This is a genomic window from Chryseobacterium salviniae (genome assembly GCF_035819015.1).
Taxonomy (GTDB): Bacteria; Bacteroidota; Bacteroidia; order Flavobacteriales; family Weeksellaceae; genus Chryseobacterium; species Chryseobacterium salviniae.
Genome location: NZ_JAYLAA010000039.1, coordinates 38436 through 53740, shown reverse-complemented (window position 1 = coordinate 53740; position 15305 = coordinate 38436). Strand labels below are relative to the sequence as shown.

General features: G+C 36.8%; 19 protein-coding genes. 14 read left to right on the top strand and 5 right to left on the bottom strand.

Annotated elements, in window-relative coordinates:
- The 13 genes from SOP96_RS10455 (at position 1) to SOP96_RS10395 (ending at position 9586) form a co-directional block, all read left to right on the top strand.
- Positions 1–273 (top strand): hypothetical protein, encoded by a 273-nt coding sequence (locus tag SOP96_RS10455; protein WP_123854465.1) that lies wholly within the window; start codon positions 1–3, stop codon positions 271–273.
- Positions 266–898, top strand: coding sequence for a DUF6046 domain-containing protein (locus SOP96_RS10450; protein ID WP_123854466.1), 633 nt, complete (start codon positions 266–268; stop codon positions 896–898). The genes SOP96_RS10455 and SOP96_RS10450 overlap by 8 nt, the downstream gene beginning before the upstream one ends.
- Positions 895–1854, top strand: coding sequence for a hypothetical protein (locus tag SOP96_RS10445; RefSeq protein ID WP_123854467.1), 960 nt, complete (start codon positions 895–897; stop codon positions 1852–1854). The genes SOP96_RS10450 and SOP96_RS10445 overlap by 4 nt, the downstream gene beginning before the upstream one ends.
- Positions 1854–2339, top strand: a complete 486-nt coding sequence (locus SOP96_RS10440; protein WP_123854468.1) for a hypothetical protein — start codon at positions 1854–1856, stop codon at positions 2337–2339. The genes SOP96_RS10445 and SOP96_RS10440 overlap by 1 nt, the downstream gene beginning before the upstream one ends.
- A gap of 6 nt (positions 2340–2345) precedes the next feature.
- Positions 2346–2549, top strand: a complete 204-nt coding sequence (locus SOP96_RS10435; protein ID WP_123854469.1) for a hypothetical protein — start codon at positions 2346–2348, stop codon at positions 2547–2549.
- A gap of 2 nt (positions 2550–2551) precedes the next feature.
- Positions 2552–2893, top strand: coding sequence for a hypothetical protein (locus SOP96_RS10430; RefSeq protein WP_123854470.1), 342 nt, complete (start codon positions 2552–2554; stop codon positions 2891–2893).
- A gap of 29 nt (positions 2894–2922) precedes the next feature.
- Positions 2923–3183 carry a hypothetical protein gene (locus SOP96_RS10425; protein WP_123854471.1) on the top strand — a complete coding sequence of 87 codons (261 nt, stop codon included), beginning with the start codon at positions 2923–2925 and terminating at the stop codon, positions 3181–3183.
- 1 nt (position 3184) lies between these two features.
- The gene (locus SOP96_RS10420) at positions 3185–4048 is read left to right on the top strand and encodes a hypothetical protein (protein ID WP_123854472.1); all 864 of its coding nucleotides are present in this window, start codon (positions 3185–3187) and stop codon (positions 4046–4048) included.
- 188 nt (positions 4049–4236) lie between these two features.
- A complete protein-coding gene (locus SOP96_RS10415; protein WP_326320914.1) occupies positions 4237–4536 on the top strand; it encodes a hypothetical protein in 300 nt (99 codons plus the stop codon).
- Positions 4533–5384 carry a hypothetical protein gene (locus SOP96_RS10410; RefSeq protein WP_123854474.1) on the top strand — a complete coding sequence of 284 codons (852 nt, stop codon included), beginning with the start codon at positions 4533–4535 and terminating at the stop codon, positions 5382–5384. The genes SOP96_RS10415 and SOP96_RS10410 overlap by 4 nt, the downstream gene beginning before the upstream one ends.
- Before the next feature lie 2 nt (positions 5385–5386).
- Complete coding sequence (locus SOP96_RS10405; protein WP_123854475.1) at positions 5387–6244, top strand: hypothetical protein; 858 nt, start codon at positions 5387–5389, stop codon at positions 6242–6244.
- A gap of 12 nt (positions 6245–6256) precedes the next feature.
- Positions 6257–7678: a phage tail protein gene (locus SOP96_RS10400; protein WP_123854476.1), complete on the top strand. Its 1422-nt coding sequence runs from the start codon at positions 6257–6259 to the stop codon at positions 7676–7678.
- A gap of 3 nt (positions 7679–7681) precedes the next feature.
- Complete coding sequence (locus tag SOP96_RS10395; RefSeq protein WP_123854477.1) at positions 7682–9586, top strand: pyocin knob domain-containing protein; 1905 nt, start codon at positions 7682–7684, stop codon at positions 9584–9586.
- Positions 9587–9629: 43 nt separating this feature from the next.
- Here SOP96_RS10395 and SOP96_RS10390 read toward each other — a convergent pair whose 3' ends face one another.
- Positions 9630–10421, bottom strand: coding sequence for a GLPGLI family protein (locus SOP96_RS10390; RefSeq protein ID WP_123854478.1), 792 nt, complete (start codon positions 10419–10421; stop codon positions 9630–9632).
- 62 nt (positions 10422–10483) lie between these two features.
- Complete coding sequence (locus SOP96_RS10385; protein ID WP_123854479.1) at positions 10484–10795, bottom strand: hypothetical protein; 312 nt, start codon at positions 10793–10795, stop codon at positions 10484–10486.
- Between the two features lie 544 nt (positions 10796–11339).
- On the opposite strand from SOP96_RS10385, the gene SOP96_RS10380 reads away from it, so the two are divergent.
- Positions 11340–11555 carry a helix-turn-helix transcriptional regulator gene (locus SOP96_RS10380; protein WP_123854481.1) on the top strand — a complete coding sequence of 72 codons (216 nt, stop codon included), beginning with the start codon at positions 11340–11342 and terminating at the stop codon, positions 11553–11555.
- A gap of 571 nt (positions 11556–12126) precedes the next feature.
- Here the strand turns inward: SOP96_RS10380 and SOP96_RS10375 are convergent.
- The 3 genes from SOP96_RS10375 to SOP96_RS10365 all read right to left on the bottom strand — a co-directional run bounded on the left by SOP96_RS10375 (position 12127) and on the right by SOP96_RS10365 (position 15271).
- Positions 12127–12468 (bottom strand): helix-turn-helix transcriptional regulator, encoded by a 342-nt coding sequence (locus SOP96_RS10375; RefSeq protein WP_326320913.1) that lies wholly within the window; start codon positions 12466–12468, stop codon positions 12127–12129.
- A 743-nt stretch (positions 12469–13211) separates the two neighbouring features.
- Positions 13212–13745, bottom strand: coding sequence for a DUF1697 domain-containing protein (locus tag SOP96_RS10370; protein ID WP_326320912.1), 534 nt, complete (start codon positions 13743–13745; stop codon positions 13212–13214).
- Positions 13746–13783: 38 nt separating this feature from the next.
- Positions 13784–15271, bottom strand: a complete 1488-nt coding sequence (locus tag SOP96_RS10365) for a hypothetical protein (protein ID WP_326320911.1) — start codon at positions 15269–15271, stop codon at positions 13784–13786.
- Positions 15272–15305 lie beyond the last annotated feature (34 nt).

The window sequence follows — 15305 nt, the reverse complement described above, 5'->3', positions numbered from 1 at the left end:
ATGAAAGATATTTTACTCAATGAAAATAATGAACCGGTAATTATAGGAGGTGACTTCAGAACCGGTAAAAGTGAGCTTCAGGAAGTGGCGATCATTTTACAGTTACGGCAAGGAGAATTAAAGAGTGATCCGATCCTGGGTGTAAACCTTCAACACTTCATTAAAAGTAAAGAGAACCGGACAGCAATTGAACGTAAAATCAGAATTCAATTACAGCGTGATGGTAAGAGGTATGAGGATATTGTTAACAACATAAAATATAATTATGGATAGGCGTATTGAAATTGCTGAGCTTTTTAAGCTTGCTTTTGGGGTGAGCAGCCCTGTCTATCTCACGGTTCCTATTGGAAAACAAAGGCAGCCGGAAATACAATATTCTGGAATTGGAATTAAAGAAGCCGAACTTCCGGAAGCTGAACGCCTCAGCAGGTTCGGAACTCCAATTGTTTTTCCACTTATGTTTAAGGGAAATGATTATCAAAACTATGATATAAAGGGAAAAATAATTAAAAGGAAATATGAAGACTTCTGGTTTCCACCGGCGACAATGGTTGACTTTAGCCAATCAAAAAACATTACTCGGACTGATATTCTGGGTGGTAATGGGACGGTGAAAGAAATATTTGGATTTGAAGACTGGAGTATTCGTATTAGAACCTTATGTATTACGGACGAAATGTCAGCCCGTGAATATGAGAAAAATATTGTTGACTGGTCGAAAATCGTACAATCTATCGCAGTGGAAAGCGACTTATTTATGTGGAAAGGCATTGATAATATTGTGATAGATGATATTGATATTAAAAGTGTAGAAGGAACTCCCAATGTAATACCTATTGAATTGCAATGCTCCAGCGATGAACCTTTTGAACTTATATACAAAAGTGATAAAAAATGACCTTAACTCAAAGTGCTGAAATAATCTTTAATCCAGGTACTTCCGAAGAGTTCTCCATATTTAAAATTAATAGTGTAGAACTTGAAAAAAGTTGGAAAATGCTCACTGCAACCGCTCAAATAACATTGCCCCGTAATACGAAGGATTTTGATCGGTTGAAGGTTAATGAAGTATTTAAACGGGATACAAAATGTATAATTCGACTGGGTTACGATCAGGTATTAATTGAAGAATTCAGTGGCTATATAGCACAGGTTTCTGCTGATTTTCCTATTAAAATTAAACTGGAAGATGATATGAGAATGCTGAGGCGCATTCCTGTGAACTTTGCAGCTAAAACCATAGGCTTAAAAGAGTTTATTTCTAAATACGTCACAAAGTATCCGATTGATATAGATGCTGATATTCAACTGGGCGCCGTACGATTTAGCAAAACAACTTTAGGAGAAGTATTTGACAAGCTGCAAAAGGATATGAGCATTTACAGTTTTATCCGGAATGGAAAACTTACTATAGCAAAACCTTACTCAGATATGGAAAAAGTTCATCACTTTGATTTAGAAAGAAACTGTGTAGACAATAATCTAAATTATTTAAGTAAGGAAGAAAGATTAATCAAAATAGTTGGAAAGTCAATATTCGGAAAAGGGAAAAAACTGGAGTTTGAATTTGGTGACGATGATCCAAAGGAAACACTAAACTGGCATTTTACTTTCCGCGAAAAAAAGGATTTGGAAGCTGCTGTAAAAAAAATGTATAACGATCGGAAAAAGGATGGCTTTGATGGTTCTCTTACCACTTTCGGCCTTGACAGTGTACAGCATGGAGAAAAGGTGTATCTGACAAGCACCCAATATCCTGATAGAACAGGGACGTATTACATTGACCGGGTACAAAAAAGTTTTGGCAAGGACGGATATAGACAAAATATTGAATTAGGACAAAGAGCATACTGATGAGCGCAGAAATAGATGAATTTGTAAACCTTTCAGGACGGAAAAATAAAAAACAGCAGACGCTGATCCTTCAATGGGCCAAAGTTACAGCCGTTGACTGGGAAAATAAAACTTGTGATGCAAAAGGGGTTGATGATGACCTGGAATTTTATGATATCCTGATCGGCGCGGGTTGCTTTGATCAAAAACCAAAAATTGGGGCGCTCATCATCATCGGGATGATTAACAATACAGAAACTACACCGGTTTTGCTGAGTGCTGAGGAAATCGACCGACTGGAGATAAAAGCAGGAAATTGTGAACTGACCATTGATGACGGGTTTCTGATAAAAAAAGAAAATGAAACCTTGAAAAAATTGATGTCCGATTTTATACAAGCTTGCAGAAATATGGTTTTTAAAACCAATTCCGGGATAACTATTGAGCTTTTAACAGATCCGGAGTTTCAACTGTTGCAAAATAGGTTTAACAACTTTTTAAAATAATATTAAATGCCAATAATTGAGGCCACAGCAAAGGCGAAAATTAAACAAAAGTTGCTTTTAGCAAGAAACAACACTACCGATGCAGATGAAGCTTTAGATGCTTTGGTAGATGCCATATATGAAATCATAAAAGAACTAATAACAAATGCTACTGTCATCGGGGTATGTCCTTCAGGCGGTGGTCCTTTAACACAAGGGAAAATTACCTAACCATGAAACAAATTTTATTAGAGAATGCCGGAATCTTACTATCAGCATTAGCCACGGGTTTTGGCGGTTGGTTTTTCGGTAGAAAGAAAGCTAATGCTGAAGCTGAAGCTTCGCAAATTGAAAATGCCGAAAAACTTCTGGAGTACTACAGGAAGTTAGCCGATGATCTGGGCTTACGCTTGGAAAAAGCTATTGAGAAGCTCCAACTGTCTGAAATTGAAAAGCAGGAAGTGATTAAGAAGTTCAGTGATGCTACAGAAACCATTCATCAATTGGAAGAAAAGGTGGAAAAGCTTACTGAAGAGTTAAGGAAGTATAAACAATTAAGCGGTAAGACCCAATGAAGATAACTGTTCTGAGAAATCAATCCTTTATGGATTTAGCGCTACAGCATACAGGTGATGTTCTCAATGCATTTGATATCGCAGCGGCTAACAATATGGCTGTATCAGATACGCCGGTTTCCGGAACAGTCATCACCATTCCGGAAACAATAGCGATGAATGATGATGTACTGAATTATTATGCAGCTAACGGCATCAGGCCGGCAACCGGTGTACAAGATGAAACAGTCTTCGCTGAACATAAAGGAATAGGTACTATGAGGATAGGCGGGACACTAAAAATAGATTAAAATGAATAGGAGTTTTGACGAAATATTGAATGAAATGCTGACTGCAAAGGCGGCGAATTCATTACTTGATGAACTTGATACGGAATCAAAAGTTTCTATCTGGAGACAGCTTTTCATTGTGATTGCCTGGTGTGTTTTTAATTTTCAGAAGGCTTGTAACTTTTTTCTTCAGGAAATAAAAGAGCTGATTGCAACGCAAAAAGTTTTCCACCTAAAAAGATACAGATTCGAGGCTTTGAGATTCCAATACGGATTTGATCTGATTGAAGATTCTGACCAGTTTAAAAATAGTTATGTTGTTAATGGTGAAGAAATAATTGCGAGTGATGATATTATTCAGAATTCTAAGATTATTAAATACGCAGCATGTAGCCGCGTTGTTGATAATGGCAGGGCTAAAATAGTATTGAAGATAGCCCCTGAAAATATGAATGATATTTTTTCTTCAGATGTTATGAAAGCATTTATAAAATATCTTGAAGAAATAGCACCGGCGGGCGATCATGTAACAGTAATCAACTATTTGCCGGACCTCTTAAAATTCGCCTTCCGGATTAAATATGATCCTATGGTCCTGCTTAACGATGGGATGAATATTGTGAGCGCTAAATATCCGGTTAAAGATGCAATAGAAGGGTTCTTAAAGAACTTACCATTTAACGGAGAACTCAGTATTCAAAAACTTGAAGCCGCGATTCTGGCCGTTGATGGTGTTGTGGATCTTGAAACTTTAAGTATGGAAACAAAATGGATTGATCCGGCGCAAACAGGTTACGGTTTATATCAACCGGTGGTAATGTCTGTAATTCCTGCATCCGGAAGATTTAAAGTAGAAGATTTTACAGGGCTTCAATTTATAGCGTAATGGAAAAAGTTTATAAAATAAATTTCAGAAAGCTTGCCACTGAATGGTTACCGCTGTATATGCGAGGGGATTTTTTAACGGCTTTCGTCTTTGTGCTTCTGGCTCCCTTACAATTAATATACATGGAATTCTTAAAGGTAAGAAAACAATACTTGATCCGGATTAACACAACCTGTCAAAAGTTTTCCATGCAAAAAAGACTTAATGATGTGTTTGATCCGGTTGAAAGAAGAATAAAGATTGTTAAAGCCGTGTTATTCGATGCAACTTATCTATACACTGAAGCTGAAGACGATCAGTGGCGAACTAAAACGAAATGGCTTTTCGGTGATGAAAATCCGATTTACATCTACACGGAAGCGGAACTGTATTCTGAATTTGATTTCATTGTAAAGATTCCGGATTCCGATATCAATCAAATACAGTTGAGAGCAGAAATTGAATATTATATGCTCCAGTCAAAAAATTACAAAATAGAAATTATATGAAACTCAATATAGAATTCCTACAGACCGGCGGCGTACCGTTAACCAATGACCTTATGGCGAACATTATGGAAGCTATCAAGCTTTATGATGTATTGGGAAGTGTTGCCGGTCACATGACTATACTTTCGGGTTGTGAGCCGGTTGCCGGTTCGGCGAATACGGTTTCACCTGGTGTGGTTGCTATTAATGATGAAGTACTTTTTTTTGAAGGCGGCCAGATTACACCAAACGTTTTTGTAAACGAGCAGAAAATTTCAAAGACTTTTCAGGATCAGCAGAATAAAGTATTAATCAGAAAAAGAACCGTTAACTTCGGAAATACTGTTCCACCGAACCAATACGCCTGGGCTGATTTCGTAAGGCTCCAAACGTTGAAAGGCATTCAGCAAAGTTTAGACTTAAAAGCCAATCAAACTCAGGTAGATAACCATGAAGCACGCTTACAACGTTTAGAATTAAAAACCGCGCCAATTGAAAACGGGGGTGTTGTTTGGTTGTTCCGGAAACCGGCTTCACAAATTCCGGCAGGATGGAAGGAATGCACAGATTTTAGAAAAAAGACAATTTTTGGTTACGATCCAACTGATCCGGGTGTTTGGTCTGATCTTAATCACCAGGGCGGAACATCAACAATTACACTGAAGAAAGAAAACCTTCCAAATGTTAAGATTAAAACGAACCTTTTGCAGCCTTATGGGCCAAATACCGGACAGGGAGGATTTGACGGGAGTAGTAGCAACCAATGGAACTGGAAGAACATGGAATCTGAACCCCTCGGAAGCTCTGAACCGATAGATATTTTAAACCCTCATCGACTTGTAAACTTTATTGAACCGAATTTCCAATAATTATGGCCACACCATTAACGACAATATTCAGCTGGTTTGAAACTGGCGACGTACCAACACAGGAACAATTTCAGCAGACTTTCTCAGCTTTTCGGCATGTAGATACAAAAGTTCCTTTTAACGACGTTAAAGGTCTTCCGGAAGCGTTTCAGAGTACGGTATCTACCGAAGCGTATGACGTATTTAGGGAAAACCTTCAGGAACGTATCGAAAAGCTTGCAATGATCGATGCAACCAATTTAAATCCGGAAACGAAACTGCTTTGGAAAAAGGCTTTAGGGATTGAGTTTATTGCAACAATTGACAGTTCTTTAGAAATTAAGGACGGGAATGTGTACGCAAAAGATCAGATCAATAGCTTTCTGAATGTACTTCACGACAAAGTAGACGGATTTGGTTCCGTCATTGAGGATATCCGCGAGACACTTGCATCCGATGATATGAACCTGGACGAACTTCAGGAAATTGTAACCTACATCAAGCAGAACAGGGAACAGATCGAACTTTTACAGGAGGTTATTATCGGAAGCACAACCGACGATAAAATCGACTTGGTGAACGATTACCCTGAATGGGGAGCGCTCACTCTTCAGAACCAGTTTAATGATGTTGTTTACGTCAAAATTCAGGATATCGAGGCGGCTGTTGATACCGGCAAAGTTAAACACCAGGAACAGATCAGAGCAAACGCTACGATCACCCATAATTTAAATACTTACGATCTGATCGCGGTTGCATACGACACCGTAACAATGTACATGCTGCCTATTAAAGTAAGACTGGCCAATATGAATGCTGTTGATATTGAATTTGACAGCGCCCCTCAAAACTTCATTCAAATAACAATTAAAAAATTATAATAAAAAGTAATCATGAGCGATATTAAATACGCATATTATCAGAGTTCCGTCGGATATAAGATTGTCGGAAAAACCGATAACGACATCATCACTGCCGGCGGTGGAACAAAGGCGCTTTCTTCCTTCTACCATGACGGAAATTTCACGCCGTCAGACTATGTACCGAAAACCCGTACCATTACAATCAACGGAACATCCTTCGATTTATCGGCAAACAGATCATTCACAACTCCGGACACGATCACAAGATTAAAGGGCGGTGCTTCCGGAACACTTGTTTCCGGAGATATCACCCTTTCAGCAGGTGCGAATATGGCCATCAGCCAGACAGGAAATACAATTACACTGGCATCAACCGATACAACCTATAGCGCCGGAAATGGTTTGACTTTAACGGGTACAACCTTTTCCTTGCCGATTACTACAAACGGAAACGGAAACGTTGTAACCGGTGTATCACAAACGGCCAACGGATTGACTATTTATCTGGGATCGATGCCAACGACGGCCGATCTTAACAACTATATTCCAAACTCACAGAAAGGCGTTGCCAATGGTGTTGCCACACTTGATGCAACCGGACAGGTTCCGGCTTCGCAGTTGCCGTCCTATGTGGACGATATTGTCGAGGGATATTATAAAACCGCTGACGGTAAATTCTACAAGGAAGCAGCTTATACGAATTTGATCGCGGGTGAAACCGGGAAAATTTATGTTTCCCTGGACACGAATAAAACATACCGTTATACGGGAACCGTATTCGTTTACATTACGTCCGGAGCGGTTGATTCCGTTAACGGACTTACGGGTGTAGTTGTATTGAATAAATCTCATGTGGGTTTATCCAATGTTGACAACACGGCCGATGCCGCTAAAAACGTGCTTTCTGCTACTAAATGGACTACATCAAGAACGATCACGCTTTCCGGTGTGACGGCAACCGCGCAGACCATCGACGGAACCGGAAACGTAACAATTCCCATCACAGGAGTTCCGGCTACATTATTGACGGGTACGGCATCTATCAATACAACCGGATCAGCGGCAAAACTCACAACGCCCCGGACAATAAGCGCAACCGGTGACGGTACGTGGTCGGTAAGCTTTGACGGTTCCGCAAATGTTACATCAGCTTTAACGCTTGCCGATAGCGGCGTAGCTGCCGGAACCTATGGAAAGGTAACTGTTGATGCAAAAGGTAGAGTGACAGCCGGAAGCAATCCGGTAAAATCATACACCACCACTATTTCGGCATCTGCAACCGTGATCCATAATTTAGGAACGAAAGCGGTTAGCATAGATATGTACGATACCGTGACGAATTACCGTATCGACGGCCGTATTAAAATCACAGATATTAATAAAGTTGATGTTGAGTTCGATTCAGCTCTACCGAACGCCGTATCAATCACTGTAACCGGAAAAGATTTGTAAAATATGCATGATATTAAATATGCTTATTATAACACGTCCAAAGGCTTCAGGGTTGTTGGCGGTACAGCCGCGCAATTCCTGAAGGCGGACGGTTCCGTGGATAGTACTTCCTATGTAGCCGCCGGAACGGATATTAATATGACTGATAAGAATATTAATTTCACGACTGGAAGCCTTTCAAGATTTGAAAGTAACTCACGGGTTTTTAATAAAGTTTATCAAAGGTTATTGGGTACATCCCAGACAGGAATTTTAAGTTTTAAATTTCCTCCACCTACAACACTTGCAACGATGTTTGATGTAACAATCAAAATGTTTGGATGGGGAGGAAGGATTTTAGGAACTGTTAGGGTTGCTTTTTATCGGTTTTCCGTAACCGAATTAAATGGTAATCATAAAGCAATTATTGAAGCTTCTGATAATTTTCCATCAACGGTAATTAATATGGGCGTTGACGCTTCCGGTAAAATATGTATTAATATCGGCGAGCCGACAACTGTATGGAATTCATATCTTAACGTAGAGGTTGACAGGGTTGTAGCTTTTCATCAAGGAGCAAATTTTGATTGGTCAAAAGGTTGGTCGCAAACTGTTGAAACAGATGTTTCAACCTATTCACAACTTAAACCAATTGCTACTGAAGTTATAGCAACAAGAACCTGGGTAGATACAAATAATGCAGGTTCTTTACCAAAAGCTCCAACCGCTCTGGGATCAGCTGATCTTAATACTGTGCTTACACCTGGATTTTATCTGCAAGTAACTAATGCGGGGTCTATTGCAGCTAATAATTATCCTTCAGAGGGTTTATTTGCCGGAAATTTAAAGGTATATAAAACGCTATTGACAGGAATCACACAAGAATATCAGACCAGACGTTCCGGTGGTAATGTGACATTTATAAGGAGTACCGAAGATAATGGCGCAACTTGGTCAGCGTGGAAGAAAAATTTGACAACTGAAGATTTTAGCCCCTCAAACTATTATACAAAATCGGAATCATTAAGCCAATTTGTTGGGAAAAATGGAGTTGAAACAATTTCCGATACAAAGACTTTCACACACAGCCCGATCGTGCCAAATGCTACCTTAAATGGTCACGCCGTTAATTTTGGTCAATTGGACTGGCTGCTCGGCCAGACAGTAAGTAATTTCATTCCACTTGGATTCAAAGGGCAGCCGTACGGAGTGGCAGAACTCGGAGCCGACGGTAAAGTGCCAAGCTCTCAATTACCGGCAAATGACGGTATAAAAGTAAACGAAGAATTTTCCACACTTTCCGGAAGCGGTTTTTATCTCTCTGATTATATGATTGGCGGTGAAGTCGGATTATTTGACAAAGAAGCAAATATATTGGTTGCCGGTAAAGAAAACGGACTATATAAATTCGGTTCGGATTATGGAGGTTCCGGCGGTGTTATCGTTGATCCGGGCAATGCACACATGGGTTACGGTGGGGTGATGCCGACAGCATCACATAACCACTACTTTAATGGCACTATCCGAATTACTGGCGGTATTTATTCAGAATCCGCAAACGGAGCCCAGGTGTATGCCACATCGGGCGACCTTTATCAACTGGATAAAGATGTTTCCCACGAAGACGGCAGTTTAAGGCTTTCCGTTTATGATCGTGTTTTCAACGGTATGAGTAATTCTTTCGATACAGATCAACGAATCGTCAAAGTGCTTTTAATGGATGGTGGAACCATAACAATGCAAAATTATTTCCGATATCAGGAAATCACAGTGATGAATGTTAGCGGTAACAGCGCAAACTTTACAATAGATTATACACCGGTTAATGTTTCGATACCGCCCAAAAGCAGCGCAACTTTTTACGTTAACGGACAAAATAAAATCGTCCTGGTAAGATTAGATAATGATTATTGCGGGGTGTTGAATTAAGGATAGGATAGATATAATGCATTAATAATCGTACGGTTAAATTTTAGTCTAAATGATTATTATTTTTACGGTGTATTTTTGTAATCCTTTCAATTTGATCTTTTGGAGTCTGTTTTCCTGTTGCAACAAAATAGGCTCCTGCCGGATCATTTTGGAAATTATTTCTTTTTTTCAAAAACCGTTCATAATTTGTACTTATCTCACCTCTTATAGGTGCTATGAGCTGTTTTAAATCCTTTAATTTTACTAATGTAAAATGAAAATAATTTTTATCATCGTATGCTTCTATGACCAATCCCGGTAAGCCTTTAAAAGTGTAAGGGCCTTCTGATATTGGAACCTCTTCTGTATACCATGCTATAATATTCTTATTTCGATATTTACCAACTGCTTTTCTACACTTATAAGTGCTGATAGTTTTGGTCTCATTGAGTATTTTCCAGTTGATTTTTTCTTCGTTTTCGTATTTATAGTAAGTACCTAAAATTTTGTCAAAAATCTCAGTTTTTTCTCCAAATTTGAAAACTTCAGGTATAAAGTATGCTTTTGGAATCCGCGAAAAATCTAATATTATTTTTCCTTTAACGGGATTTGAAAAACTTTCTTTTGTTGATTGTTTTGCTAATGAATCATATATTGCCTTTTGGTCGCTTCTGAAAACAGAAGAATTTTTTCCTATCCATAAGCCTGTCATTTCCTCTTTTTTTGTGTTAATATCAGTAGTGTCAATTAAAAACGTAGTATGGTAATTACATTTTATATTAGAGTATTCAAGTTCTTGACAAAGTATGAACTGAGATAAGATGAGACAAATTAAAAAAAAACATTTATGCATGATATAAATTTACAATTATTTGAAAAGTCTCAGCATTACACTGAGACTTATTTACGTTAATACTACCCACAAAAATAATCAACAGCCAATGAGCCGTTTTGCTGAATGCAATCCCAAGCATCTTCCCAAGTTGCAGTTCCAGAACCTGGTCCCCAACACTGAGTGTCAGTAATAAAAGTTTCTGTACAAGGAATAAACATAGAATATTCATAGCATTGCATTTTTGTATCATCCGGTGGCGTGTCGTTTTGAGATGCTTTCGATTGTACTACCTCCTTTTTGTTGGTATCTTCTGACACTTTAATTTTTTCACCGTCTTTTGCACTTACTAATCCGGTCGCAACAATCGCGACTACTAAAATGAGTTTTTTCATAGAATTAATTTTTGTTTGTTAAACTTATTACTTTAGAAACATAAAACTTTTATATAAAAATCATGAAATGTTATATAATTTTCACTTTGTAATATTAATACTATGTTTTTCACATGCCTTATGGTAAACCGTATTGCAAATTAAAAATTTATTATTATGGCTCTTATCTGTACTTTGGGCCAATTGTTCCGAGTTCATGATATAGCGTGGCTTTAGTGCATATCAAGTGTGTGAAATAAGATTTTGTGCCTGATTTCGGATCAGTAAATATTTCGCTCTGTAACTTCAGAACAAAGTCCCAGGTATCCCATTTTCGCATTTCCTTGTAAAACGGGCTGAAATTACAATGTACTTCAAACTGTTGTTTTTGTTTATCACCTTCAAATTGTACTATTACTGATTTATCTTTTGGTGATACTTCTTCTTTTATTGTGCCTCGGAATTTCATATAATGTGCTGTAATTGGGTAATATAAAAATAAAGAATTTTATTGCATTACGGTTAACCGTTTTTTACGCAATATTCTTCAAAGTACTTTTGGATTATGGAAATCGAACGCAGAATACTTTTAATGCTTAAAGATGGTTACACCCAGGATCAGATCGCAAGTGAGTTGAAAGATTTAGAGATTACACCAAATAGCCTGAGTTCAGTTGAAAAGAACCTTAAAAACATACGTAAGTCATACGATGCTAAAACGTTGTTTCATTTAGCTTGTATATTGTGTGATGAGCGTTATTTTGAGGATGATGAATATTGATTTTAAAGCATTCCACGGTTACACGATGGCCCACTGATTTTTTTGTTTACAGTGGGTTTTTTATTGACAACAGCACGCCTGAAGAGCGTGCTGTTTCTTTTTAAACACTATTTAAATAGTGTTTAAACTTTGGCCATCTTTTTCAAAAATTAGAATCGAAAACTTGTTTTCATTGACCTTTTTTTTTTTACATTTGGATTCGCCGATTATGAATTGTCATAAATCCTATGGAATCAAATATATTTAACTTTCAATCTCAAGATGTCATTGATAAGATGTTAGAAAATCAGAAACAAATGTCAAAATTAATTGAGAGCCAAAGTAAACTTATTGATAGCTTATTAAAAAAATAATTTTTAGAGTTTAACCACATAAAAAACTAGCATCTCTTATAATCAATTATTTAAAAATAAAATTTTATTAAATGCTTCTGAAATCTGATTTTGATGGAAGAAAACGAAGGAATTAATACAGAAATAACAAAAAGATGCGGCTGAAAATCACCGGAAAGTTTTGTTACATCATGATCTTGGTAAAGCAATTCTGTAGGTGATAAAAAATAAAAAATGGTTTAAAATTCATTAAACCATTTGTAGATATCAATATTAGATGCAATATTCAACTTTTTTCTCAGCCTGTTTTTCCTGTTCTGAATGGCTTTAGGAGTTACAAATGTGTAGGTTGCAATCTCCTTGGTTGTTAAATTGAGCTTTAAATAAATACAAAAAATAAGCTCAGAATTTTTTAAATTGGGCTGAATGCCAGACAATTTCTTAAAAAAGTCCGGATCCACTAATCTGAATTTGCTCAACAGACGCGGAGAATTTTCTTTTGCTAATGCCAAAATTTCATCCTGTACAAAAATTTTTTGGTTTACATCTTCTAAATTGAATTCAGTCTTTTCGTTTTTCATAATGTTTTCTCATCTCTACTAATTCCTGTTGTAAGCTTCAGCATAATACTTGGCATAAACTTTCTTAAGGGTTGTTCAGCTTTTTTAAGTTTCTATCTTTATGCTTAATATTTTATCATTTTGAAAATTGGCCTGCGTTAGTAGTAATTACGTTTTTCCTGCTTTTTGCATTTAATTTTAAAATATTTTCACAAAATTGCGATTATATTTTAGGTAAAGACAAAGAAAGAAAAAATGATTAAAATTTTCCTGAATTAAAATACCACATACATACCACGCCAGTTTCTTTAATGCTGCCTTTATCCTTTACATCAGGTCGTTTAAAATATTTCAATAATCTGAGAACAAAACTAAAGTATTCTGAAATTGTTTTTTATGATTGTAATCAATAGGGATGAAAAATGTGAATTATATTTACAATGAATTACATAAAGTATTAGCTGACAATCACAAACCATACTATTCATGGTACTGCTATGGCATTGCAACGTATTATTTATATGCAGAATTAGTTTTGTAGATGTTTCTGGTACGAAACAATTATTTTTTTGCAGTACCCTGTCCTAAAAATAATTTATACAATTGATAAACTTGTAAGAATAAACAATTATTTATTCTCCGGAAAAGAATACCTCAATTTTTAAATCTGTGAATAATCCTTCACAATATTGAATTTTTAATAATTATGCCTTTAATAAATATAAAAGAAAAATCAGATAAGACAAAAGCTGGATTTGGTTACGCTATATTTTGCTGAATGCTTTCAGGATTTTATCAAAAGTGTTGATATTCCTGCTGGTAAATTGGTTTTTAAGGCTTTTCTTTCCTAAAATTTTCCCGAATGTAGAATCCAGCGTATTGCTTTTGGGAACCTGCCAATAAAAAATTTGATTGATAATTTTTGCATCTTCGTGTACAGCTTTTGATGCAGATTCAAACTCTTTCATCAGGATATTTTCGACTCCGTTGTTACCGATAAAAGTATAGCAATGCAGATTTTCATCTTTTTTAAAAGGATTTCCGTTCCGGAAATTTTCGACTTCCTGTTCAGATTTTATGAATAAAAATGCTTCATAGGAAAAATGGACAGACATTGCTTTTTCAAGAGCAGTTTTTAATTCTTCCGGATCTTTTTCAGAGCTAAAAAGGATATTTCCTGAAGCCAGTACCGAAATTACATTAAGCATTCCCGCATCTGTAAAGACTTTGCATGCTTCAGCCATTTTCATATTGGTACCTTTCACATTAACGCCGCGAAGAAATGCACAGTATTTCATTTTTTGAATTTAAATTATGTATTGATAAGGTTTCGAAATTAATCAATTCTCTCGTATAAATTGTAATCTGATCCTGAAGGTTTCAAAATATAGATTTTCTCTAAAAGTTTGTTATCACTTTTCAGATGGTCTTTTACACGGAATTCTTTAATCAATTTATAATGCAGCTTGAAATACCCTGCGTTTTCAGAAGTAAATAAATCATTATAAGAAAGCAGATATTTGGGTTTTCTGCTTTTTACGGTATTGAGCCAGAAATTTTTTTTATCTTTTCTGATCTCATCCTGAACTTTTTTATCAACCAGCCCAACTTCATCAATGGTTTTCAATCCTGAAAAATACGGAACATATCCTGCGGGTTCGAGAAAAATCCATTGGTTTTTATCCTTTTCGTAGGAATTTAAAAATAAGCCTATGGTGCGCCTGTAATTCCATTCCCCATTTCCGGTTGCGATGGAATGAACCGTCTGGAAAGCCAGCATAGGAATGCTGTAAAACATGATTAATAAAGCCAGCCAAAGATTTCTCTTCTGTTTCTGCTCAAGAACAAAAAGCAAAACCGGAACAAAAAGCAGGATTTGGGGCACCCAGTAATACCAGTCGAACAGGCTTTTCTGGGAAAGGAAAACCAGCTGTTTTACCCATCCGAAAATGAAAATCACCCACAGGAAAAAATTTCTTTTTTCTTTCTGCCTGACCAAATATATAAAACAAAGCCACTCAAAAACCAGCAATACAACAGTCAGCGGATTAAAATCACCCGGAAGTTTCAGCATTCCCCAGAAATTTCCGAAATTTTGCATAAAATACTCCAGATCTTGTTCTAATGTAAAGTTTCTGTCGTAGGCTAATTTTTTAGCAACAATTGTATTATTGACAAGTTCGCCGAAGTACAGCCAGTTGAACGCCAGCACACCTCCCATTCCTAAAATTCCACCAAGAATATACGGCCGTCGCATTTTCCTATTCCAGAAAAGATCAATGATGAAAACAACTCCCAGGAAAATCACGGTATCGATTCTTGTGAATAAAATCAAAGGGGGAAGTATAATAAGAGCCCATTTTTTACCTTTATTAAAGCCGTAATACAACAGCATCATTTCGAGGAAGAAAAGGATTCCGTATTCCATTCCGAGGATGGAAATTTTTATGGCAGGCGGTAAAATTCCTATTAAAAAGATAAATATTGCTTTATGCCAGACATTTTTCAGCAACAAGTTAGAAAGAAAAAGGCTGCCGATGGTGAAAAGTACCGAATTGAAAATAAGCAACGGCTCAATAAAGTTTTCCTTACCGAAAATCAGATTAAAAAAATACGAAACAAAAACGTATAAGTGTGTTGTAGATGCAGAAATTTTCTCATTCCCGTTAAAGCCGATGACGCCGTAATCCAAGAGATTCTGCGCAACCCTCCAGGTAATGAATGCATCTTCCTGAATGTAATGGGTTAATAAAAACAATAATTTAAAAAGTACTGTAACCAGTACAGCATAAACCGGGATTTTATGATTTTTTATTTCTGCCATTGTGCTTCTTTGTTCTGGCAAATATAATCTTTTT

Excerpts from the sequence above, each read along its gene's own strand:
- SOP96_RS10400 (WP_123854476.1), top strand. The coding sequence starts at position 6,257 with ATGAGCGATATTAAATACGCATATTATCAGAGTTCCGTCGGATATAAG.
- SOP96_RS10420 (WP_123854472.1), top strand. The coding sequence starts at position 3,185 with ATGAATAGGAGTTTTGACGAAATATTGAATGAAATGCTGACTGCAAAG.
- SOP96_RS10430 (WP_123854470.1), top strand. The coding sequence starts at position 2,552 with ATGAAACAAATTTTATTAGAGAATGCCGGAATCTTACTATCAGCATTA.
- SOP96_RS10385 (WP_123854479.1), bottom strand. The coding sequence starts at position 10,795 with ATGAAAAAACTCATTTTAGTAGTCGCGATTGTTGCGACCGGATTAGTA.
- SOP96_RS10435 (WP_123854469.1), top strand. The coding sequence starts at position 2,346 with ATGCCAATAATTGAGGCCACAGCAAAGGCGAAAATTAAACAAAAGTTG.
- SOP96_RS10455 (WP_123854465.1), top strand. The coding sequence starts at position 1 with ATGAAAGATATTTTACTCAATGAAAATAATGAACCGGTAATTATAGGA.
- SOP96_RS10390 (WP_123854478.1), bottom strand. The coding sequence starts at position 10,421 with ATGCATAAATGTTTTTTTTTAATTTGTCTCATCTTATCTCAGTTCATA.
- SOP96_RS10370 (WP_326320912.1), bottom strand. The coding sequence starts at position 13,745 with ATGAAATACTGTGCATTTCTTCGCGGCGTTAATGTGAAAGGTACCAAT.
- SOP96_RS10425 (WP_123854471.1), top strand. The coding sequence starts at position 2,923 with ATGGATTTAGCGCTACAGCATACAGGTGATGTTCTCAATGCATTTGAT.
- SOP96_RS10395 (WP_123854477.1), top strand. The coding sequence starts at position 7,682 with ATGCATGATATTAAATATGCTTATTATAACACGTCCAAAGGCTTCAGG.
- SOP96_RS10415 (WP_326320914.1), top strand. The coding sequence starts at position 4,237 with ATGCAAAAAAGACTTAATGATGTGTTTGATCCGGTTGAAAGAAGAATA.
- SOP96_RS10440 (WP_123854468.1), top strand. The coding sequence starts at position 1,854 with ATGAGCGCAGAAATAGATGAATTTGTAAACCTTTCAGGACGGAAAAAT.
- SOP96_RS10380 (WP_123854481.1), top strand. The coding sequence starts at position 11,340 with ATGGAAATCGAACGCAGAATACTTTTAATGCTTAAAGATGGTTACACC.
- SOP96_RS10410 (WP_123854474.1), top strand. The coding sequence starts at position 4,533 with ATGAAACTCAATATAGAATTCCTACAGACCGGCGGCGTACCGTTAACC.
- SOP96_RS10365 (WP_326320911.1), bottom strand. The coding sequence starts at position 15,271 with ATGGCAGAAATAAAAAATCATAAAATCCCGGTTTATGCTGTACTGGTT.
- SOP96_RS10445 (WP_123854467.1), top strand. The coding sequence starts at position 895 with ATGACCTTAACTCAAAGTGCTGAAATAATCTTTAATCCAGGTACTTCC.
- SOP96_RS10375 (WP_326320913.1), bottom strand. The coding sequence starts at position 12,468 with ATGAAAAACGAAAAGACTGAATTCAATTTAGAAGATGTAAACCAAAAA.
- SOP96_RS10405 (WP_123854475.1), top strand. The coding sequence starts at position 5,387 with ATGGCCACACCATTAACGACAATATTCAGCTGGTTTGAAACTGGCGAC.
- SOP96_RS10450 (WP_123854466.1), top strand. The coding sequence starts at position 266 with ATGGATAGGCGTATTGAAATTGCTGAGCTTTTTAAGCTTGCTTTTGGG.